We start from the raw sequence: 20,870 nt of genomic DNA, 5'->3' as shown, positions 1-20,870 counted from the left end.
CCTTTATTTATCTATTTTGGTTTCCCAATCCAAAAAATTCCATATCTATAACTGTGCCTTCGGCAGCATTCACAACCATAACGCCAGCACTTCCTTCCACATACCATATTGGAAGATGAAAGATTCCAAGATATTTCAGCACTATCGTCTCTGGGTCAGGACGCTCCATCCTCTTTTCAATCACTATGATGTTATCAATTTTCATCTCCACTGGACTTATCTCCCTTGATTCGTTGTGCAAAATCCATTCAATTGAGAGTGTTTTGGCTTCCTCAGCACTCAACACCACTGCCTTCAAAGAACCTGGATACTCAGGCATGCTCGCAATTCCAGGCACCTTTCTCCACTTCTTTATCTGTCCGTTCAATGCATCCACCGCAAGAAGCCCTTCTATCTTCGTCCCCATTCCATTCCTTTTTATCTCGCATGAGTAGGTGAAGAGGTGATGGGGCACATACCTGAGTTCATAATTAAAACCAGAAACCTTTTCACCCTCTTTTTCAATTCCATTTCTATCAACCTTCAGCACAAAAAACCTTTCCTCAGGAGAAAAATCAACACTAGTGTCAACCGATGACTCAACTACTTCATAATTCGTAAGAATTTTTGAGAGCTTCACCCTGCCAATTTCTCTCTCAAAGTTTTCCCTTGACACAAGGACAATGCTCTGTTCCCTCAATGTCCTTAGAACCTCTTCAGGCACATCCTGGCACTGTGTGAGATTTATGAAAAGTTTTGTGCTGGCCACGATTTTTCTGATTCTAGTTATCCTCTCCCAGACCGCCTCCTCCAGCACTTCATCAGGTAGTGCATAAGTCACAATAATTTCATCACTCCTTCGCTCTGCACGGATAATCTTTTCAGCCACATTTATCACATGATAGCCATAATTCTCTAGAACCTCAATAATCAATTCCTCAATCTCAGTGTTCATCTGAACTGGGTATGCAACAGCAAGATATAACATTTTTGGATTTTGCTGAACTAGGAGTTATCTAACCTCCCCCAGTGCGAGATGGTTTCTCTTTTCCGTTTCTGTGCATTCCAATGGCTGCTAAGCAAATGAGGAGACCATAAAGCACAAGCGAAACCTGAATTTCGTTTGCTGGGCTAACGGTTATCACAAACACATTTGCAGGGGCGTTTGAGGGCAGTTTTCCAAGATTAAACACATTATCATAGGCAGCGATGTAATAGTAAACAAACCCTGATGATGGTGCTGGTACCACGGCAGAGTACACAGAGCCATTGGCAGTCATCTGTACGGGAGTAAATGTGATGTTGTCATAGGAATAGAAAACAGTCGCATTTTTGACACCGCTAAAATCATCGGTAATCGTCGCATTTATGTAAATTAAAGCATCTGGTTCTGCAACACTAACGGGAGTGTGAACAATCGCAGGTGGTGTTGTATCACTTGACTTAATCGTAATCTCCATTTTCTTTTTGTTGTTGGCACTGTAGTTATCTGCTTTCAGGGTCTCAACCGAGATTGTGTAATTTCCCTGCTCCGTAAATGTGTAGCTCCAGCTCAATTTATGTGTCTGGTTCTGGATAAGGGTCTCTGTAATTGTCTTAGTATCCGTATAGACCACTGTCTCACTTCCGCTCACATTTTTCGCAATCGTAATTTTTACACCGATGTTACTCTGGCTCTGGCTTCCATAGTTCTCCACATAGCCAGTGATGTTGTAAGCACCTGGTTCATAGGTAGAGGTGTTTGTGAATGGCTCTATCTTCATCACTCCAACATCGTCCATGTTGTTTAAAATGTAGTATGGATTTTTTACAGAATCCACCAGATAAACCACAGCCTCAATCTGGTCATAGCAGGCAGGATAAATTTTGTTAGCTGGTGGGTGGAAGCCATCGGAGATTGCGTCGTAGAAAGAGGGGTAGAGTTCTGGTGAAAATGAGAGCGTGCGATGCACTCCATAAAGGTAATCCAGTGTAGAACCACCAACCGAATAAAGCACATCTGGAGGTTGCCCAATTATCCAAGACCTGGTGGAGCCAGCGGTGTTTCTAAACAGGGACTTGAGTTTGTAGGCGGTGGCGTTGAAGTATTGCTCATCTGGTGTGTTTGCAGAGGTATAGCCCCAGGGGTAGAGAATGTACTGGCCATAGGTATGGTAAGACACACCGACGATGAAGTGGTGTTGCTTTACAAAGTTCATGTAGGCCTGAACTTCTGGCTCAGAGGCGGGATATGGGCCACGATAATCGTCCGCACTTGGATTTGAGCTTGAGCCAGAACCCCAGGCGAACGGATAGTTTCTGTTTATGTCCACACCATCGTAGTTCTCGTCAAACTGGCCATTTCCGTTGTTATCTCGCTTATTTTTTCGCCACATGTTGTTGGATGCAGGGTCAATGCCATCAGAAGGGTTTCCATCGTAAACCCTACCATCCGGATTCATCGTTGGGATAACCCAAATCTGTGTGGTGTTTACAAGTTCGCTTATCGTTGAATTTGTGCCGTATTCATCAACAAATTTGTGAATAATGAACATTCCCAGCTCAATGGTGAGCCATTCCCTTGCATGATGGTTAGAGTCAAAAATAATCTCTGGCTTATCTGGGTCTTCAATGTTTACATCCTTTGAGATTTTCACTGCCCAGATGTCTCGCCCTTCCCAGCTTTTTCCGATGCTTATTACCTTCATAATGTCAGGGTGCTGGGCGGAAAGATTGAAGAGTTCCTGGGTTAAGCTGTTAGTAGAATTGTAAGAATGGTAATTTTCCCAGAGCATGGGAGCTGATACTCTCTCGCTCTCACCAACTGCTCTGGTTGTGCTGATAAATCCTACCGAGACCAGTAACATAACAAAGCATAGAAAAGGAAGGAGAGTTTTTTGCAACATGATGCAAGTAATTGTGTGAGGGTATATAACTGTTGTGAATTGCCTCTCACCTGTTGGAAATACTATCAGACAAAATATCGCAGGTAAACAGAGGCAAGAAGTCCTGCAAGAAACAGCAGGAAACCAATTATCGTGAGCCCAAAGCCAAAGGTCCATTCTGTGCTTTTCTCCTCTTGCATGTATCTTTCCTTTCCCGTCTCCCTCATTATTGTACTTGAAATCATGGCTGGATGTGTGCCCCTGCTATAACCTACGCTCTGCGGTGTACTTGCCCATGTAGCACTTCCGAAAACAATCTGGGCGATAATCGCAATGATTATTCCTACAAGGACAAAGACCCCTGCTATTGTGGAACTCCGTAGAAAAATGCAGATTCCAAAGACTATTAAAAACGAAAGCAGCCATGCGCTACACCAAATTAGCTTCCTCTTCTCCATGATGCCCCTTATGGCAAAACAGAATATAAAATTTGCTTACATGATGCGAGAAATCTTGGTCAAGCGAGCACATGTTTCAGTGTAGAAATGAAGTTCTTTGAGAGTGTTTCTGGCTCTATGAGAAGAATGCCTGTGCAGTCATAGTCTGCACAGAGATTGTTGATTTTCGTTATGTATTTTATGAACTTTGCTTCCCAATCCTGAAGTGTGAAGCGGAAGGGTTCAATGTGAGTTAGCACAATCACAGGGTCCTTATTTTCAGATTTCTGGGCGAGAATGAACTCTTTGGGTATCTGCACGAGTTGATGCTCTATTCTCGAAGGCGAAACCACTATGTAACCCTCTCCTTTCTCTGCACTCTCTTCTTTGAGCCAGATAATCTGATGTAAATTAGGCAAGTCCTTTTTCACATGCTTTGGATGGGTTTGAGTGATGTATAAAATTTTGCAGGAGGGAATTCTCTGAAGCGAGGCTACAATTACCTTTGCCTTTTCTCTATCTTCAAGGATGTTCACTCTTCCGATTTCGATGCCCTGCTCATCCACAAACGCCTCAAATGCACTCTGCTCCATCTCTGTCTCTTCCTCTACAACCACCTCTTCTTCTACTTTTTCCTGACTTATCTCTGCAGTCACAGTTTTCCTTGCCATCTCTACTTCCTTTAACACTTGCGGCTTCTCATCACCTTTCTTAAGAATTATCTCGGTGATGTTCTCCTTCTGGATTGTAACAAATGTAGAATAGGGCTGCCCTGTAATGTAAACAATTATACCTGCAAGGGTTCCAGCAGCATATGGGTGTTCAGGGAAAAACTCTGGGAACAATTCCGCTAGATACGCATGAACGCCATCTTCCCTCACCTCCAGTCGAATTTTAGAATATCCACTTCCCCTCCACACAGCTTCTATCTGCGAAATGTAATTTTCTAGCTTACCCTTTCCAAGCAACTCCTTCGCTAAAGCCATTCCTACAAGGCGTCCAACAAGGAACCAGTGCTGCTTCTGTCCACCTTCACCCTCCTTTTTGAACAGAATTTGCTGCCAAATTCGAATTGTTTCTACTGGTAAGAGTATGTTCTGAGACATGCCTCACCTACTTTCTGGAGAATTTTGCTCACACGAAAGCCCGTTTTTGCACTTGTTATTGTAGAATAGCAAACATTTATACCTTTTGCACGCATTTTCTGCTCTAACCTGAAAAGGGACTTTGCATGAGCTACAAGATTTTTTACCATATCAACTTTATTTTCAACGAGTATCACTGGCCTCTCCTGCTTTATCTTCTCTGCCCAGTAAAATTCCATACTACTGTAGGTTCGCCGTCTTGCAGCATCACACAAAAGAATGTAGGCATCAGCATTTTGAAGGTAGGTCTCTAGAAGTGTATCGGGCATATGCACTCCTTGGACATCGTAGAAATAAAATGAAATTGCGCATGGAAAATAATCTTTCCTACTCACTCTAACACCCACTGTGGCGTGGTAGCCAAGTGTGAACACATTTGATACTAAACGCTGAATTAACGCCGTTTTTCCGACACCCGCTTCTCCAAGCACCACAACATTCGCTGCCTTCATACATCCACATTCCAAGCTGCCGATTTAGGATTTCTAAGTAGGATATTACGAGTGATTATATAATTGTTCGCCCACCCAAACTTTTAGATAGTTTCATGGCATTCAACCTTCAATGCGTATCTGTGTGCTTGGCAGCGGTAGTTCTGGGAATGCAACTTATTTGGAAACAGAGAAAACCAAAATCCTTATCGATGCCGGACTTCCCTTTCGAGTGATTGCCTCACGGCTTGCAGAACTTGGAGTTCTGACTAACGAAATTGACGCAATTCTCCTGACCCATGCCCACATTGACCACATAAGAAGCATAGGTACATTCGAGAGAAAATTCGGGACGCCAGTGTTCGCAACAACTAACACACAGAAAGTAGCAGTCAAAAAACTTGGAGAGTATCCATGGAATTTTTGTGAACCCGAAGAAAGATTCAGCGATGTAGAAATTCTGTGGTTTCCAGTTCCCCATGGTGATGAAGGGTCTGCAGGCAAGCCAGTAAATTTTGTTATCAAAGATAGAAACGCAACCTATGCCCACATAACAGACCTTGGCACGTACACAACTGAGATGCTGGAAGTTGTAAAAGGGGCAGATTGCATTCATGTTGAGGCGAACTACGAGGAAAACATTGTGAGAAGAAAATTGCGAGACCCAGCATATGCTGAAGAATGGAACTATTTGGAATGGGTTGCAAGTTCAAAGGGTCATCTTTCTAACACTCAGTGCTCTGAGCTTCTCTCCATGATTGTTACACAAAACACAAAGCATGTATTTCTAGCCCATCTTAGTGAAAACCACGCCGAACCTAGCAAGGATAACAATTCTTTTGTAATTGCAAGGAGAAGAGTGATGCAACACTTGAAGACCTTCAGATTGAAACCAGAACTTCATCGTACTTATCGCCGTGGTGCCACTGAGGGAAAAAAGAGCGATGTGGTGAAAATATAGCTAGGCAATTACTGGTACTATCTTTCCTCCAACAACTATTCCTGTTTCATTACCAACTTCTATGGACACAGTAAACCACATTGTTTCACTTTGAGAGATCACGATGTTTTCTGACGGAATCACGGTAAATGTGGCCCCCTTTCCATTGGTGATAATCTGGATTTTTGAGATTTTCACTGGTACTTCATTTAGATTCTGAATACCAAATGCATTCGTGTAAACAATTCTTGTTCCAGACATAACTGTCCCAAAATCAATTTTCAAATTCCCATCTGTATCGATAACTGCATGTGCTCCTGGCACAAGTTTCACATTCCCTGACACACTTGCATCTGGATTTTCTCTTGCGCTAAAGTATGAAATAGATAACAGGAGCATTCCAATGAGGAGGAAGGTTGAGATTTTCATTTTATCACCCCCAAAACTCAATCTCTCCCTTGAGTTTTAAACTCATCTACCCAATTATCAGAAATGAAAACGAGGAAACACAAAAAAATTGGTGGGAGCACTGGGATTCGAACCCAGATCAACGGGTATCTTCGAGGTTGTTTTCAACCTCTTTTCGGGTCTATGCTCCAGTTACTCATCATTCTGGAGTCAGTATACCCGTATGCTATCATCCCCTAACTGGAGCCCGTTAGGATACCTGGTTACCCCATACTCCCTTGTGATTACTGTGTTCTGAGCTTCATTGCCCTCTTTCTTCTTCGCATCCTTTTTTTCTGCCATTTCCAGCGCATCTGGCCTCTTTTCTTCCATGCTCTTGAACTTCTTTTCATCGTAATACCTCAGTTGCATTTGCAAGTAATGCTGTTGGTATGCCAAATAATAAGTATTATTTAATTCTTTATCATACACCTCGTTGTGATACTATGACAAGGGTCGTCATCACACATGGCGGTGCTGGTGCTGGCAAAGAATATTCAGATGGCACGCAGAAGGCGGCTGAGAAAGGGATGGAGGTTTTGCGAAACAAGGGTAATGCACTGGATGCTGTGGTAGAAGCAATTGTGGTGCTGGAGGATGATGAGCGTTTCAATGCTGGTACTGGTTCTTATGCAAAGCTGAATGGCGAAATTGAAATGGACGCTGCTCTGATGGATTCCAGGATGCAGGCAGGAGGTGTGGCTGCGATAAAGAGGGTAAAGAACCCGATCAGAGTGGCAAGATGCGTGATGGAGACACCCCATGTGCTGCTGGTGGGCGATGGTGCGGTTGAATTTGCGAGAATGAAGGGTTTTCCAGACTACGACCCGATGACAGAAAAGGCAAGGAAGAGATTGGCTGAGGTGAAGGAAAAATTGAAGACAGGTGATTTGCCTCCATGGGCTGAGAAATGGAAGAAATTTGTTTATCCTGGCCTAACAGGCACAGTCGGTGCGGTGGCAATGGATGAAACCGGCTACTTTGCTGCTGGCAGTTCCACAGGAGGGACAAGCATAATGCTACCTGGTAGAGTTGGAGATTCTCCGCAAATTGGTTCTGGGCTTTATGCAGGGAAGCACGGTGCAGTCACAACCACAGGCATTGGTGAAGAAATTATAAAACGAGTGCTTTGCAAGTCCGTGTATGACAAGATTGCAAGAGGCATGGCTCCCCAGAAGGCATGTGAATGGGGCATCTCACTCTTTCCAAATGAAATTTCTGTGGGCATAATTGCGGTCTCAAAGAAAGGTGTGGGTGTGGCAAGCAACAGAGACATGGCACACTGGGTGATTGTTGAGGAGTAGCATGGAAACTAAAATCTACAGGGTCTCTTCGTCAAGGCCAGCAACCTGGAAAATTAAAGAGTGTGCCGAGATTTTAAAGAATGGTGGGCTTGTTGGCTTTCCTACCGAAACCGTTTATGGGCTCGGTGCAAACGCATTCTCAGATGCTGCTGTGAGAAAAATTTTTGAGGTGAAGGGGAGACCTCCAGATAATCCAGTGATTGTTCACATTTCAGACCTTTCCCATCTTGATGGAGTTGTCTCTGAAATGCCAGAAAAGGCATGGAAACTCGCAGAAAAATTCTGGCCTGGACCGCTGACAATGGTGCTTCCAAAGAGCAGGGAAATCCCATATTCTGTCACTGCAAATCTTGACACTGTTGCTGTGAGAATGCCCTCTCATCCTGTGGCTAAAAAACTAATTGAGTTTGCGGGTGCAATTGCTGCACCAAGTGCCAACATTTCAGGAAAGGTGAGCCCCACAAAGGCAGAGCATGTGATTGCAGATTTTTATGGAAAGATTGAGGCAATTATAGACGGAGGAAGCACGAAAATCGGACTTGAATCCACTGTTGTGGGAAATCTAGATGGTGTGCCGATTCTTCTTCGCCCTGGTGGAATAACCCCTGAGATGCTCAGAGAAGTTCTAGGAGAAATAGAAGTGCACCCCGTGGCAAGGGCAGAAATAGAGTTTGAGAAGGCGCTGGCACCTGGCATGAAGTACAGACATTACTCTCCTGCGGCAACAGTGGTGCTTGTAGAAAATTCTGCATCGGAAAAACTCTTTAAGGTGTTTGAAGAAGTGCAGAAAAACAGGAAAACCTGCCTCATTCTCTTTAGAAATAGAAATATTTCTTCTCAGGATGTGTTTGTTGGTTCCCATGGCTCAAAAGAAGAATATGCAAGAAATCTGTTTAGGTTGCTCAGAGATGTGGATAAAAAAGGTTACGAAGTTGTGGTTGTGGAAGGTGTGGATGAGGAAGGAATTGGACTTGCGATTATGAACCGTCTTCGGAAGTGTGCCAGTAAGATTGTAAAGTGATTAGACGCCATAAACCTGTTTCAACGCACGCTGAAGCATCGGATAGGGCATTGCACCCACAAATCTCTCAACTAGCTTCCCATTCTTGAATGCGAGAATTGTAGGGATTCCACTGACTCCAAATTTTTCAGGAGTCACGGGATTTTCATCCACATTCAGCTTTCCAAACACGATTTGGCCAGCATACTCCTTTGCAGCTCTGTGAAATACAGGTGCAAACGCCCTGCAAGGTCCGCACCATGACGCCCAGAAATCCACGATCACATTTGGGTGTTTCTTGATGAAACTGAGAAATTCAGCGTCAGTAAGTTCGATTGGTTCGGATTTTACTGGTTCTTTTGCCTTACTCGTGTTTTCCATCATCTCTGCAATTTTTTTCTGCCTTATCGCCTCAAGTTCATCTTCTTCTGCATGCATTTTTACCACCTTTCCATTTTGTCTATCGGTTTATACATCAATATGCAAAACCGATATATATAGATTGGGAAGGAGGCAATGATGGGCTAAGCACGAACATTTTTCACCGCTAATTAAATATACCATCTCCTTCTCCCATTGTTGAGGTGCTTTACATGATTGAGCCAAACATGAAAGATTATAACAAGGAGTATGCGGCATTCAAATGGCAACTGCCAGAAAAATACAACTTTGGATTTGACGTGATTGAGAAGCGTGCAACCACTGACAGAAATAAGCTGGCTTTGATTACAGTGAACAACGAAGGCACGGATGCCCACAAGCTGACATACTGGGAACTCAACAGAGAGACGAACAAATTTGCGAACTTGCTGTTAAAGATAGGAGCGAAGAAGGGAGAAAAAATTCTCATCATTCTTCCTCAGATACCTGAATGGTATTATGTAGTTATTGGAGCAATAAAGCTTGGGATTATTGTGATTCCCACACCCACCCTATCTACCGCTCATGACCTTGAATACAGAATAACAAAGTCAGAGGCACAGTATGTTGTCACGGATAAAGAAAATGCGCCTAAGATTAAGGAAATCCAGCATAAATGCCCAACTCTCAAGAAAGTGATTGGAATCGGAGTCGCGGAAGAGAACTGGGTCGCTTGGGACAAAGAATACCCAGAACTCTCACCAAATCTTGATAGAAGCAAGGTTGAAGAGACGAAGACAGAAGACCCGATGCTGATTTATTTCACATCGGGCACAGAATCCTATCCGAAGATGGTCCTCCATACCCAGGCCTATGCAATAGGGCATACAGTGACTGCAAAATACTGCCAGGATTTGAAGCCAGAAGACATAATCTGGGTGATTGCAGACACTGGCTGGGCTAAGACCGCCTGGGGCAAGCTCTTTGGCCAGTTTATTGTGGGTGCAACTGTGATGCAGCACAATCACAAAGGCAAGTTTTCAGGTGCAACTGTGCTGAAAATTATTGAGAAGTTTGGACCAACAGTGTTCTGCGCACCTCCAACGGCATTCAGAATGATAATTCTTGAGGACTTGAAAAATTACGATTTAAAGAGTTTGAGACACTGTGTGAGTGCAGGCGAGCCATTGAATCCGGAGGTTATCAAGGTCTGGAAGGATGCCACAGGACTGGACATCTATGACTACTATGGTCAAAGCGAGAGCGTTGCATTGCTCTCAAACTTCCGCTGCATGCCAATAAAGTATGGGTCAATGGGAAAGCCAACACCAGGGCATGTTATAGAGGTTGTAGATGACGATGGCAATATTTTGCCTGTTGGTGAGGAAGGCAACATTGCAGTTAAGGTGAAGCCAGTTCATCCACCTGGCATTTTCAAGGGCTACTGGAAAGACGAGGAAAAAACCCAGTCATGCTTTAGAGGGGATTGGTATTACACTGGCGACAAGGCCTACAAAGACAGTGATGGCTACTTCTGGTTTGTGGGCAGAGCTGATGATGTGATAAAATCTAGCGGATACAGAATTGGTCCGTTTGAGGTTGAAAGTGCCCTCCAGGAGCATCCTGCGGTTGCAGAGTCAGCAGTGATAGGTGTGCCTGATGAAATGCGGGGCCAGATTGTCAAAGCGTTTGTGATTTTGAAGCCAGGCTACGAGCCATCAGAAGCCCTTGTAAAAGAGTTGCAGGAGCATGTGAAAAAGGTCACCGCGCCATATAAGTATCCCAGAGAAATTGAATTTGTGAAAGAACTGCCAAAGACAGTGAGCGGAAAAATAAAAAGGGCTGAGTTGCGAAAAATGGAACTGGCAAAGCGAAAGAAATGATTGTTTTTTTCCTCTTTTTTGCCTCAATTTTTCTTCCTCTCATTTATTCGTTTCTTAAAAAAGCTAATCTGGCTCTCGCTCTAATTCTCGCAAATCTCCTTGTATTTGTGCTTCAGATTTTCTCTGCAAGGTTTATGCCTGAGTGGTATGAGGAAATGGTTTTTGCCCTTGCTTTTCCACAGTATAAACTCTCTCTAACTTGGTTTTATCAGGTCTTCACTCATGCCTTCCTTCATGGAAGTATTTACCACATTCTAGGCAACATGCTTGTGCTCTTTTTTGTTGGGGTGGCTTTTGAGGAACGAGAGGGTTTTAAAAAATTGGGTGTGGTGTATTTTATCGCAATGGTTTTTGCAGTGCTCTTTGATACATTGTTTAATTTTGGAAGATTGAGCTATGCGATCGGTGCCTCTGGTGCCGTGAGCGGCATCCTTGGTGCGATGCTAATAAGACATCCGAAGGCAGAAATTCCAATGTTCCTTGGGCCAATCTTTTTGATGCGTGTAAAGGCATGGATTGCAATTCTCTTCTTTTTCCTGATTGAAACAATGCTGAGCTTCTTTTCGCTCACTGGCATGAGTGATGGAGTTGCCCACCTTGCCCATGTGGGAGGATTTGTTGCGGGTGTTTTTGTGGCGATGTTTTTTTCTGGGACAAAGTGGAAACAGATAAACACAGAGATTATGCCCGACCTTGAAAAACTCGCAGGCCTTGTGGTCAGCGCCGAGCAAAAAAAGGCACTGGAAAATTTGCGAAAGGCGGAAATCCAGGAAGTTGCTGAGGCCTGGCTGCAACATTTTGCAAATCACACAAAGTGCCAGAAATGTGGAAAAACAATGCACTATAGAAAGCCGGATTTTGTTTGTAGTTGTGGGAATACAATGAGGGTGTGGAAATAATTACTCCAACCCCTGTTTCATCTCCTCTTCGAGATATTTTGGATTCAACTCCTCCATGTTGATGTTTCTGGCTAATTCTTCAACGCTATGCTTCTCTCCGATAGACCACAGGGCACGGAGGTATCTTCCAGCATCTTCCTTTTCAAACCATCTCTCACCGTAAAGGTCCTCTAGTTTCTTTCTTAGCATTGGCTCAAAAATCCAGGCACGGAGGTAATCTGCAGAGTAGAAGCCATGGTCAATGTCCGAAAGGAATATCTCTTCCGGATGCGGGAAATGAAGTGCCTTCTCCATCTCCTGCTTATACACTGCTGCCATGCTCTCAATGTCTTTAGCTCTGTGAAGCTGAAGCTCATAGTTAAGTTTCCCAATGTAACGACGAACCAAATAGAGTTTGTACAGCATTTGATACTGTATATATTCCTTGAGTACTTCACCATTTAATTTCTTATCTACGAACAGAGGGTTGGTGAGCAGATATTCAAACAGAAATGCATAGGTCTCTGACACAGAGGATTCGCCAATTTTCTTGTAAACGAAGGGAAGTGTCGGGACCACAAAGGCATAATGCAGTGCATGTCCTGACTCGTGAAACACCGAGAGATAGTCAGATACGCCGCCCTGAGGCATCACCACCATGTAGATTTCAAATGGAGGGTCAACTGCAGATACAAATGCTCTAGGAGATTTCGTGGGACGCTGTTCAAGATCAATTATCACATTTCGTTCCTTGCCATTCAGTTTTGTTATGTCCATACCCATTGCTGCAGTTGCTTCAGCAATCGCATTCATCGTATTTTCCGCAGGAAACCACTTATCAAACTCAGTGCCTGCAAACACAAAGGCAATGTCGTGCTTCTCTAGTTCATCAAGTGAAAGAGAATATTTCTCAAGCCAGCGGTTCATTGCCTCCACATAAATCTTATCCGTGGCAGAGAGAAACGCGTTAAGAAGTTCGCTTAACTGGATAAAATCAACCTGTTTCAATTCTTTGTAAAGTTCGTAATAGTCCTTGTAGCCGAGTTCAACTGCTTTTTCATGCAATGTCTTCATTATTGCAATGTGCAGCGGTTGCATCTCTTTTATTCCTGCCAGCTCCACATTGTATAATTTTTTTCTTCTCACACGATTCTCCTCATTTTGAATTTTTGTATCAAGAAATCTGAATGGGTATTTCTCACCGTCTGCCTCCACCTCCAGTGTTGCCTCTTTTGTGAGCAATACATCCCTCTGGACTTTGACTGCATTTTCTAGATAATTTTCACATGCGAACATGTAGAGACGTCTAGCACGTTCCTTCTCCTCGCCGATGTAATTCTGGGAGGCATTCTTGAATGTGCGAACTCTCTGCTCTGAAAACAACGGCGCATATCTTTCATAAATCTGAGCTGTGTTCACCACACTTCTTAGTCCTGCAGCATTCAAGTAAACTTCCATTTCAACCTCGTATGTAAACCTTCTGGCAAGTTCTTCGTAGTCTTCAAACATGGTTGAGAGGTAAGGCCAGCAGGTTTATGAGGTTTTCTAAACCTGAGAATGTGCGTTATTTTTAGATTGTTTCAAAAAATTCTCAATTCGTTCTAGCATTCGTTTAGCAGCAATTTTCTCGTAATATTTTTTTGCTTCACTTAAAATTTCTATTGCTTCTAAATTTCTACCTTGTAATAAATACACCTCTCCCAGATAGACTCTGTTAGAATTGACATTTTGAGGCATTGTCAGATTTGCAAAGATTCCTATAGCTCGCTTAAAATACTCTTCCGCTTTATCAAAATCTCCCGAAAATTTGTAAATCGTTCCATAGGTACTTTCAACTTGGCCTTCCAGTTCACCGCTCCCCGTCTGAATGGCAACCTCTCTTGCTTTTTTTGCTGTTTTCATTGCCTCCTCAATCTTTCCCTTTGCTGCAAGGGCTTCCGCAAGGTAACAGAATCCAAGGGCAAGCATATCTTTGTTTTTTGTCTTTTCTGCAAGTTCTATAGTTCTATACAAATACTCAAGTGCGCCATCATATTTCTTCTCATCTGCATAAATCCATGCAATGTTAGAGCATGCAATGGACATTGACTCAAGGTCTCCAATTTTCATTGCAATTTGGAAATACTTGTTGTAAAAATCCATTGCTTTTTCCATTTCTCCCTTTATCAAATAAATCCCACCAATATTATTGTAAAGGGTTCCAACACCCCTAACATCTCCAATTTCCTCGTAAATTTTCTTTGACTGGATGTAATATTCGAGAGATGCATCGATATCGCCAAGATAGTCTACAGCAATCGCTAGGTTGTTGTATGTCCCCGCTATCAATTCCTTTTCACCATATTTCTTTCGAATCTCAAGCGCTTTTTCCAGATAGGCCTTCGCTTTTTCAAGATCTGACTTGAAAATGAGTGCAGTTCCAAATCTGTGATACACATCACCTAATAGTTTTTCATCGTTTAATTCCTGGGCGATCACAGTGGCCTTTTCATAATTCAGAACTGCCTCAACATAACTTCCCATTCTCTCATAGACCCAGCCTACACTTAGGAGGGATTTCACAAGGAGCTTCTTGTCTTCTAGTGTTTCTACAAGTTTCTGCACTTCATTTGCAATTTCCATTGCTTTGTCTGCATTTCCCTTTCCGAGATGTGGTTCACAGAGCAGCATTTTTACCTCAGCCACTCCGTTGCTGTCGTTCGCAAATCCCACTGCTTCTTCAAATGCAATAACCGCATCATCAAATTTTGAAAGGAGTGTATAAGCTTTACCCAGGGTCACTAGCAGTTGGTATCTCAACCCCTTCCAGGCATCTGCATTATCAATTTTTTTAACGCAGTCATCAGCGATTTTCGCATAATTTATGCATTCTTCAAGTGTATACTGCTTGAAACTATATTCTGCTGCAGCATAATAATATTTGGCGGCTCTATCAAAAACACCTGCTTCCATGTAATGACGCCCAATTTCAGGAGAAATTTTAGGAGAGCTACCGTATCTACTCTCAAGAAGTTCCGCAGTTCTTTTGTGGAGCAACCTTTTCCTAGGTGTAGAGATTTCCGAATAAACAACTTCGTACATCAGGTTTTGGGAAAATCTATATTTTTCTTCTCCACCTGGTTCTTCTCTCAAAAAATCTTCAATGATTAATTTCTCAAGGGTTTCAAGAAGTGCCTCGTTTTTTACATCCGACAATCTTTCCAAGAGAGAATATTCAAACACCCTTCCTATGACTGCAGCGGTTTTTAAAACCTTTTGGGCTTCTTCTCCCAGTTTCATTATACGAAATGAGACCATGCTTCTGACCGTCTCAGGTATCTCGGACTGAGTAATTGGTGCTTTAAAATCATGTTTTTCTGGATCGAAAAGGTTCTGTTCCACGATTACCTTGCAGAGTTCCTCTGCGTAAAGCGGGTTTCCTCCACATCTGTCGTAAACCTCAGCAAGGCATCGCTCCGAAATTTTCCATGTGCCAAGCATATCCGTCAAAATCTTGCCCACTGCATCTATCGGAAGAGGTCCCAGATGTATTAGAGTGCAATTTCTCTCGATGTTGATATTCTGAACGGTTTTCATTGTCTCGTTTTGCTCACCATGTGCATCCAGAAAGGCGCACAGACAAACTAACCGCATTTCAGAAATGCACCTTGATAGATAATGAAGAAAACTCAAAGTGCCTGTGTCTGCCCATTGCAAATCGTCTAGCAGTAGAACTGCAGGATTTTTACTCGTTATTTCCTCAATCCTACGAAGATATTTCTCAAGAATGCGTGTTTTTCCAGATGCATACTCATTTTCTGATACCTGAGGCAAGCCAAGTGTTGCTGGAGTTAAGCCAAGTGGGATGACCTCTGTCTCTTCACCCCCAACCCTAGCTCTCAGTGCATCTTCAAGAGGAAGATATGGCACTGCATTTTCACCTATGCATGCACTGGCAAATACATTTATGCCCTTTTCTCTGGCTACATTAGAAATCTCCTCAAGAAACCTTGTTTTTCCGATGCCAGCTTCACCAGTGATAAAAAACATTCTCCCCTTTCCCTGTCTCGCCTGTTCAATGGCCACAGAAACCTGGGTGAGTTCCCTTTCCCTCCCCACAAATCTGGGTTTCATATGTAGATAATATCCTTCACAGTAAAAAATCTTCGCACACATAACCTTTATTATCGAGTTATACTTCATTGTACTGATGCAGCTTCCTCCAAACAAGCTTGAAAAAATTGTTGAAGAGTTCAGAGAACACCTGGCAGGAGACAAGAGAAGCAAATACACTGTCAAACAATACTCGCATTTCCTCCTCCACTTTCTCAAATTTGTAGACAAGGAGCCAGAAAAAATTACTGCAGAAGATATAGAACGGTTCAAACAATACCTGGCAATTGAAAAACAGTATGCAAAAAATTCAATTTACATAGCTATTAAGGCAATCCAGGCCTTCCTAAAATCCAAAGGCATCAAAATTGAGGAAATTTCTGCACCTAAACGTTCACTGCAACTACCAAAATACCTTAACGAAGAAGAAACCCATGCACTGATTGAAAGTGCTAAAGAAGATTTGAGGGATTATGCAATTCTTAGGACCCTTGCCTACACCGGCTTACGTGTGGGCGAACTCTGCAATCTTGAGATAGAGGACATAGATTTTGCAGAAGGAATAATACATGTGAGAAGCGGGAAAGGTGATAAAGATAGAATCGTAGTTCTGGAGGAGGGAACTGCCCAGGCACTCAAAAACTATCTTGCAGTGCGTTATAGAATGGAGACGAAAACCACCAAGGTCTTTATATCCAGAAAGAATCATCCAATTTCACCGCTTTCAGTGGAGCGACTCGTAAAAAAGTATGGGAAAAAAGCTGGAATTTTGAAAAAAGTTACTCCACATGTGCTTCGTCATACGCTGGCCACAACACTGCTTAACCATGGTGCAGACATAAGATTCATCCAGACGCTTCTAGGGCATGCAAGTGTAAGCACCACCCAGATTTATACACACTTAGACAATGAAAATTTGAAGAAAATGTATCAGAGGACTAAACCAACCTATTAAACCTTCTTTTTTATCTTTACCACCGTGGAATTGTAGGCGCTACCTCCTCCTAGGTCTGCCTTTTCATCCGTGGTAAGAAGATTTACGCTCTTATCAAAGTAGAACAAAACAGTCCCTGCAGGGATTGCCTCCCAGATCTCCACCATTCTCTCGAGTTTCCCATTAGGACTTTCAAGAACTACACAATCCCCATTTGAGACCTCTAGCTTATCCGCATCTTCAGGATTCAAATATACCGTATTTATCGATTCCGGTTCTGCATGGGTGAACTGAGTATGAATTGTGTTTCTGTTGAGAGGAGTAAGAAGCCAAAAATCCTCGTTTCTCTCGTAAATTGGAAGTGGAACTTTCGGTGCACCAGTTCTCCATGCATTTGTTGAGGCAATCTCAATCTTGCCTGTTTTTGTAGGAAAGCCAGTGATTGCAGGGTTCATTTCCAAGATGATATATCCCTCCTTTACAAACTCACTCCTTGCTTTCTCAGGCAAAAATTCAAGAACTGATGCCATGAGTTGCTCGTCATTCTCCAGAAGCTCCGGGTCCTGAAAATTCATTGCTTTGGCAAGCTCTCTTGCAAGTTCTAAATTCGAGAGGGGCTCTCCATCTGGCTCCACAACCTTATTTTGTTTCGCTACTGAGGGAAAGAAATAGCTGAAAACAACGTCATCAAATTCAAACATTGATTTTGCGGGCAGAAGAAGGTCCGCATACATCGCGGTTTCTGTAAGGAAAAGGTCGTGGACTACTGTGAACAAATCCTCTCTCTCGAATCCCTTCTGCACAAGTTTCTGGTTTGGTAGAGTGGCACAGGGGTTTGAGTTGTAAACAAAAATCATTTTTATAGGTGGATTTAGCCGAGAATTTGCAAGTAGCTTTCCAATTTCGACCATGTTAAACTTCCGCTCCTCCACCTTTCTTAGATGCTTTCCTGTGAACTTCGTAATGTCTACAGGTGGTGTGGTGTTGCTATAAATGATGCCCCCATTACCTGCAATACTTCCTGTAAGAACAGGTAGCATTGAAATTGTCCTTACCGCATTTCCTCCAAGCGCCCTGCGTTGCATTCCATAACCAATTATGAATATCTGAGGTTTGAGTGTTGCAAGTAAACCTGCAAAATCACTCAATTTTTCTAACGATATCCCAGTAATTTTCTCTACATTCTCTAAATTGACCGTTTCCGCCACTGCCTTCAATTCTTCAAACCCTACTGTAAGATTGTTGATAAAGTCATAATCCAATACCTGGCTCTTTATCATAATTTTTATGAGCGCGTAAGCGAGAAACGCATCTGTACCTGGCTTAATTTGAAAATAAATATCTGCATTTTCTGCAAGTTTGTTTCTGATGGGATCAATTACCGTAACAATTGCCCCTTTCCCCCTTGCCTTTAGGACCTTGTTGTATGCATGAAGTGAAGTGTTGTATAAATTTGCACCCCAGACCACAATTAGCTTTGCATTTTCAATCTGCAATGGAGATACTCCACAAGTGGTCCCAAAATGCAGTTGGAGACCTGCAGCACCAGCCACATCACAGAGCGTGTGGTCCAGAAAAGAGGCATTGATCTTATTGAAGAACCTATAAGGAAAATACCTATTAAGAAAACCCATGTGCCCAGCATAATCGTAAACCAGGATTGAAAGCGGTGAGAATTCAGCCGAAATTGATTCTATATTTTCTCTAATCATTTTCAGGGCTTCGCTCCAACTACATCTCTCAAATTTTCCCTCTCCCTTTTTACCCGTGCGTTTCATAGGATAAAGAATCCGTTTTTCGGAATACTGGTATTTGGGGTAGGAATACGCCTTTGGACATAGAAATCCCTTGGTAAAGGGATGGGTCTTTAGGCCTGAAACTTTCTTTATTTTCCCGTCTTCTAAGTGAACCTCCATCAAACAGCTGTCATAGCAGTCCCTGGCACAAACTGTTCTTAGTGGCATTTGATATGCAGATTGCAACCACAAATAAAAACTTTGTTAATCTACCTTCTCAATCTTCTCCAGAATGTCTTTTTTCCACACGAATTTAAGCCGTTGCCTTCCCTTCCAGACACCCTTTTCAAGAATTGCTCCAACAATCAGAGGCAGTGCTACAGTGGTTTCCACATAGGCAGTTGCCTTCGTTGCCTTCTTAGAAATTTTACCCCAGGATTGTGCCTCATGCAGAGTGCTTCCACTCAAACCACCGTCTATTGGTGTTGCTGTTGTTATCTGGAAGGCATAGGTGTGACCCTGAATCTTTGGATTGAACACATAGCTCGCCATAACTTCTGCATCGTTTATCCAGTTCTTAGGCACACCACCGCCAATATAAATCACACCCGTCTTTTTGGATTTCAGGATTATCTGGGTGAGTTCGTAGTTATCCCTTATTGAGTGGATGTAAGCATGGGGTTTGCCTCTGTGCTTATGGTAGTAAATGGTAAGCCCTATGCCTATTGAGGAATCATTTATTGCCGGGGAGAAAACAGGGACGCCGTATTTTCTGGCATTGTAAAGAATTGAATTCTCATCCTCAATTTCTCCTGCCAGAAATTCAAGAAATTCCCTGCTGGAGTAGTCCCTTGGTTCAAGCCGCTCCGTAATTTTCCCAATGTATCTGTCTGTTTCTTCAAATTTAAGTTCATCCACAAGGGTGTCATAAATTCTGTCAATGTAAAAGTCCCGCAGTTTCGTATCATCCATATCTGGAGAGCCAACATAGTGTTTGTGGCCCCTTGCTTGATAAATATCTTGATAGAGGATTGCACCTGTGGAAACCACAACATCCACAATACCGTATTTTATCATGTCTGCAATTACCTTTCTCATACCTCCTGCAATCAACGCACCACTTAACCCCATTATAACAGTTGGTCTATCTTTATCAAGAAGCATGTTTTCATAAACTTCCATGCATTTGCCAATGTTCCTTGCCTGAATTGATGCATTTTTGTATGCCTCCACCAGCTCAAGCACTGTCTTACTTTTTTCAAGGTCAATCATTTCCACTGGCTTGCTGAGAATTCGTTTCCTCAGTTTCTTGTCCATCATGCTATCACCAGCACCGAGATTTTCTCATTCTATTTTAAACTTCCCAAAAAATTTATTACCCCACCAAATATCTCTTGCTCTGTGGGACCATGAGGATAGGCGTTCTAACAGGTGGCGGAGATTGCCCTGGGTTAAACCCGGCAATCAGAGGTGTGGTGTTCAAAGCAGCGGAGTATGGCGACGAAGTGATTGGAATCAAGAAGGGCTGGCTTGGAATGGTTGAAGGGCTTTCAGCCCCCCTGAAATTGGAAGATGTGGATGAAATTATGGGAAAAGGAGGAACAATACTTGGGAGCACGAGAACCAATCCGTTCAAAAAAGAGGAAGATAAGAAAAAGATGCTGGACAACATAAAAAAGATGAGACTTGAAGCACTTGTGGCAATTGGTGGCGACGACACACTTACTGCTGCAATGAAACTCACGAAAGAGGGTTTTCCAGTTGTAGGAGTACCCAAGACAATGGATAACGACATTTCCGAGACGGACTACACATTTGGGTTCGATACATCAGTAAGCATTGCTGTTGACGCACTGGAAAAGCTGAGGGATACTGCAAAGTCACACTGCCGGGTTATGGTGCTTGAGGTCATGGGGAGACATGCTGGCTGGGTTGCACTTTTCACCGGGCTTGCTGGAGGGGCCGACTACATTTTGATTCCTGAAGAAAAAGTGGACCTTGAGAAAATGTACCAGGTGCTGAAAACAGTGTATGCAAGAAAGGGCTATGGACTCGTTGTGGTCTCTGAAGGTATTGAAATCCCAGGCATGAAAGGGGCAGAGGCAAAGGCAGATGGATTTGGACATGAGCTTTTGAAAGAAAAAGGTGTGGGGTCTTATATCGCTTCCCAAATTGAGAAAAACACGGGCTTTGAGACGAGGTATGCAGTTATTGGACATATCCAGCGTGGTGGTCCCCCAACTGTGTTTGACAGAATGCTGGCACTTCGACTCGGCGTGAAAGCGGTAGAGATGTTACACGAAGGAAAAGCAGGGATGATGGCGTCGTTGAGAGGCAATCAGATTGTGGAAGTTAAACTTGAAGATGCAGTGGCAAAAAACAAGAAGGTAAGCGAGGAGTGGGTAAAACTAACAAAGGTGTTTTACAGGTAAAGGCAGAG

At 43.0% G+C, this 20,870-nt stretch carries 18 protein-coding genes and 1 tRNA gene; 7 read left to right on the top strand and 12 right to left on the bottom strand.

The window, feature by feature from the left end; genetic code table 11:
* Nucleotides 1-7: 7 nt before the first annotated feature.
* The 5 genes from QXD64_00485 to QXD64_00465 all read right to left on the bottom strand — a co-directional run bounded on the left by QXD64_00485 (nucleotide 8) and on the right by QXD64_00465 (nucleotide 4,877).
* Entirely contained in the window at nucleotides 8-934 is a 927-nt protein-coding gene (locus QXD64_00485) for a hypothetical protein (GenBank protein ID MEM3395793.1), read from the bottom strand.
* A 61-nt stretch (nucleotides 935-995) separates the two neighbouring features.
* Nucleotides 996-2,825, bottom strand: a complete 1,830-nt coding sequence (locus QXD64_00480; GenBank protein ID MEM3395792.1) for a M14 family metallopeptidase — start codon at nucleotides 2,823-2,825, stop codon at nucleotides 996-998.
* Between the two features lie 104 nt (nucleotides 2,826-2,929).
* The gene (locus QXD64_00475) at nucleotides 2,930-3,301 is read right to left on the bottom strand and encodes a hypothetical protein (GenBank protein ID MEM3395791.1); all 372 of its coding nucleotides are present in this window, start codon (nucleotides 3,299-3,301) and stop codon (nucleotides 2,930-2,932) included.
* A 59-nt stretch (nucleotides 3,302-3,360) separates the two neighbouring features.
* Nucleotides 3,361-4,386 carry a hypothetical protein gene (locus QXD64_00470; protein MEM3395790.1) on the bottom strand — a complete coding sequence of 342 codons (1,026 nt, stop codon included), beginning with the start codon at nucleotides 4,384-4,386 and terminating at the stop codon, nucleotides 3,361-3,363.
* Nucleotides 4,359-4,877 (bottom strand): ADP-ribosylation factor-like protein, encoded by a 519-nt coding sequence (locus QXD64_00465; GenBank protein MEM3395789.1) that lies wholly within the window; start codon nucleotides 4,875-4,877, stop codon nucleotides 4,359-4,361. Before QXD64_00465 ends, QXD64_00470 begins: the two co-directional genes overlap by 28 nt.
* A gap of 112 nt (nucleotides 4,878-4,989) precedes the next feature.
* On the opposite strand from QXD64_00465, the gene QXD64_00460 reads away from it, so the two are divergent.
* The gene (locus QXD64_00460) at nucleotides 4,990-5,817 is read left to right on the top strand and encodes an MBL fold metallo-hydrolase (protein ID MEM3395788.1); all 828 of its coding nucleotides are present in this window, start codon (nucleotides 4,990-4,992) and stop codon (nucleotides 5,815-5,817) included.
* Here QXD64_00460 and QXD64_00455 read toward each other — a convergent pair whose 3' ends face one another.
* Both QXD64_00455 and QXD64_00450 read right to left on the bottom strand, forming a co-directional pair.
* A complete protein-coding gene (locus QXD64_00455) occupies nucleotides 5,818-6,225 on the bottom strand; it encodes a hypothetical protein (GenBank protein ID MEM3395787.1) in 408 nt (135 codons plus the stop codon).
* A gap of 89 nt (nucleotides 6,226-6,314) precedes the next feature.
* A tRNA-Trp gene (locus QXD64_00450) sits at nucleotides 6,315-6,482 on the bottom strand.
* A 207-nt stretch (nucleotides 6,483-6,689) separates the two neighbouring features.
* Between QXD64_00450 and QXD64_00445 the strand changes: the two genes are divergently transcribed.
* The gene (locus tag QXD64_00445; GenBank protein MEM3395786.1) at nucleotides 6,690-7,547 is read left to right on the top strand and encodes an isoaspartyl peptidase/L-asparaginase; all 858 of its coding nucleotides are present in this window, start codon (nucleotides 6,690-6,692) and stop codon (nucleotides 7,545-7,547) included.
* A gap of 1 nt (nucleotide 7,548) precedes the next feature.
* Nucleotides 7,549-8,568, top strand: a complete 1,020-nt coding sequence (locus tag QXD64_00440; protein ID MEM3395785.1) for an L-threonylcarbamoyladenylate synthase — start codon at nucleotides 7,549-7,551, stop codon at nucleotides 8,566-8,568.
* Here QXD64_00440 and trxA read toward each other — a convergent pair whose 3' ends face one another.
* The gene (gene trxA, locus QXD64_00435) at nucleotides 8,569-8,985 is read right to left on the bottom strand and encodes a thioredoxin (GenBank protein MEM3395784.1); all 417 of its coding nucleotides are present in this window, start codon (nucleotides 8,983-8,985) and stop codon (nucleotides 8,569-8,571) included.
* A gap of 155 nt (nucleotides 8,986-9,140) precedes the next feature.
* Here trxA and QXD64_00430 point away from each other — a divergent pair, with 155 nt between their 5' ends.
* Together QXD64_00430 and QXD64_00425 are read left to right on the top strand one after the other, a co-directional pair.
* Entirely contained in the window at nucleotides 9,141-10,790 is a 1,650-nt protein-coding gene (locus tag QXD64_00430) for an acyl--CoA ligase (GenBank protein ID MEM3395783.1), read from the top strand.
* Nucleotides 10,787-11,689: a rhomboid family intramembrane serine protease gene (locus QXD64_00425; GenBank protein MEM3395782.1), complete on the top strand. Its 903-nt coding sequence runs from the start codon at nucleotides 10,787-10,789 to the stop codon at nucleotides 11,687-11,689. Before QXD64_00430 ends, QXD64_00425 begins: the two co-directional genes overlap by 4 nt.
* Here the strand turns inward: QXD64_00425 and QXD64_00420 are convergent, their stop codons facing one another.
* Nucleotides 11,690-13,177, bottom strand: a complete 1,488-nt coding sequence (locus QXD64_00420; protein ID MEM3395781.1) for a hypothetical protein — start codon at nucleotides 13,175-13,177, stop codon at nucleotides 11,690-11,692. It abuts the gene before it with no gap.
* Nucleotides 13,178-13,213: 36 nt separating this feature from the next.
* On the bottom strand, nucleotides 13,214-15,781 hold the full coding sequence (locus tag QXD64_00415; GenBank protein MEM3395780.1) for a DUF2791 family P-loop domain-containing protein: 2,568 nt from the start codon (nucleotides 15,779-15,781) through the stop codon (nucleotides 13,214-13,216).
* Between the two features lie 76 nt (nucleotides 15,782-15,857).
* Between QXD64_00415 and QXD64_00410 the strand changes: the two genes are divergently transcribed.
* Entirely contained in the window at nucleotides 15,858-16,715 is an 858-nt protein-coding gene (locus QXD64_00410; GenBank protein ID MEM3395779.1) for a tyrosine-type recombinase/integrase, read from the top strand.
* Here QXD64_00410 and QXD64_00405 read toward each other — a convergent pair.
* Together QXD64_00405 and QXD64_00400 are read right to left on the bottom strand one after the other, a co-directional pair.
* On the bottom strand, nucleotides 16,712-18,658 hold the full coding sequence (locus tag QXD64_00405; GenBank protein MEM3395778.1) for a molybdopterin-dependent oxidoreductase: 1,947 nt from the start codon (nucleotides 18,656-18,658) through the stop codon (nucleotides 16,712-16,714). The genes QXD64_00410 and QXD64_00405 overlap by 4 nt on opposite strands.
* A gap of 36 nt (nucleotides 18,659-18,694) precedes the next feature.
* Complete coding sequence (locus QXD64_00400; GenBank protein ID MEM3395777.1) at nucleotides 18,695-19,750, bottom strand: deoxyhypusine synthase family protein; 1,056 nt, start codon at nucleotides 19,748-19,750, stop codon at nucleotides 18,695-18,697.
* 89 nt (nucleotides 19,751-19,839) lie between these two features.
* Here QXD64_00400 and QXD64_00395 point away from each other — a divergent pair, with 89 nt between their 5' ends.
* Nucleotides 19,840-20,862, top strand: coding sequence for an ATP-dependent 6-phosphofructokinase (locus QXD64_00395; GenBank protein ID MEM3395776.1), 1,023 nt, complete (start codon nucleotides 19,840-19,842; stop codon nucleotides 20,860-20,862).
* Nucleotides 20,863-20,870 lie beyond the last annotated feature (8 nt).

The organism is Thermoplasmata archaeon, assembly GCA_038874435.1.
In the GTDB taxonomy this organism is placed as follows: Archaea; Thermoplasmatota; Thermoplasmata; order Lutacidiplasmatales; family SKW197; genus SKW197.
Note: the sequence above shows the minus strand (reverse complement) of the source record. Positions and strands in the feature narration are given on the sequence as shown.

What these genes read in the sequence shown, in the direction of transcription:
- QXD64_00400 (MEM3395777.1), bottom strand. Translation starts at nt 19,750, where the DNA reads ATGATGGACAAGAAACTGAGGAAACGAATTCTCAGCAAGCCAGTGGAA.
- QXD64_00455 (MEM3395787.1), bottom strand. Translation starts at nt 6,225, where the DNA reads ATGAAAATCTCAACCTTCCTCCTCATTGGAATGCTCCTGTTATCTATT.
- QXD64_00395 (MEM3395776.1), top strand. Translation starts at nt 19,840, where the DNA reads ATGAGGATAGGCGTTCTAACAGGTGGCGGAGATTGCCCTGGGTTAAAC.
- QXD64_00430 (MEM3395783.1), top strand. Translation starts at nt 9,141, where the DNA reads ATGATTGAGCCAAACATGAAAGATTATAACAAGGAGTATGCGGCATTC.
- QXD64_00415 (MEM3395780.1), bottom strand. Translation starts at nt 15,781, where the DNA reads ATGAAACCCAGATTTGTGGGGAGGGAAAGGGAACTCACCCAGGTTTCT.
- QXD64_00475 (MEM3395791.1), bottom strand. Translation starts at nt 3,301, where the DNA reads ATGGAGAAGAGGAAGCTAATTTGGTGTAGCGCATGGCTGCTTTCGTTT.
- QXD64_00410 (MEM3395779.1), top strand. Translation starts at nt 15,858, where the DNA reads ATGCAGCTTCCTCCAAACAAGCTTGAAAAAATTGTTGAAGAGTTCAGA.
- trxA (MEM3395784.1), bottom strand. Translation starts at nt 8,985, where the DNA reads ATGCATGCAGAAGAAGATGAACTTGAGGCGATAAGGCAGAAAAAAATT.
- QXD64_00445 (MEM3395786.1), top strand. Translation starts at nt 6,690, where the DNA reads ATGACAAGGGTCGTCATCACACATGGCGGTGCTGGTGCTGGCAAAGAA.
- QXD64_00485 (MEM3395793.1), bottom strand. Translation starts at nt 934, where the DNA reads ATGAACACTGAGATTGAGGAATTGATTATTGAGGTTCTAGAGAATTAT.
- QXD64_00440 (MEM3395785.1), top strand. Translation starts at nt 7,549, where the DNA reads ATGGAAACTAAAATCTACAGGGTCTCTTCGTCAAGGCCAGCAACCTGG.
- QXD64_00420 (MEM3395781.1), bottom strand. Translation starts at nt 13,177, where the DNA reads ATGTTTGAAGACTACGAAGAACTTGCCAGAAGGTTTACATACGAGGTT.
- QXD64_00425 (MEM3395782.1), top strand. Translation starts at nt 10,787, where the DNA reads ATGATTGTTTTTTTCCTCTTTTTTGCCTCAATTTTTCTTCCTCTCATT.
- QXD64_00480 (MEM3395792.1), bottom strand. Translation starts at nt 2,825, where the DNA reads ATGTTACTGGTCTCGGTAGGATTTATCAGCACAACCAGAGCAGTTGGT.
- QXD64_00465 (MEM3395789.1), bottom strand. Translation starts at nt 4,877, where the DNA reads ATGAAGGCAGCGAATGTTGTGGTGCTTGGAGAAGCGGGTGTCGGAAAA.
- QXD64_00460 (MEM3395788.1), top strand. Translation starts at nt 4,990, where the DNA reads ATGCGTATCTGTGTGCTTGGCAGCGGTAGTTCTGGGAATGCAACTTAT.
- QXD64_00470 (MEM3395790.1), bottom strand. Translation starts at nt 4,386, where the DNA reads ATGTCTCAGAACATACTCTTACCAGTAGAAACAATTCGAATTTGGCAG.
- QXD64_00405 (MEM3395778.1), bottom strand. Translation starts at nt 18,658, where the DNA reads ATGCCACTAAGAACAGTTTGTGCCAGGGACTGCTATGACAGCTGTTTG.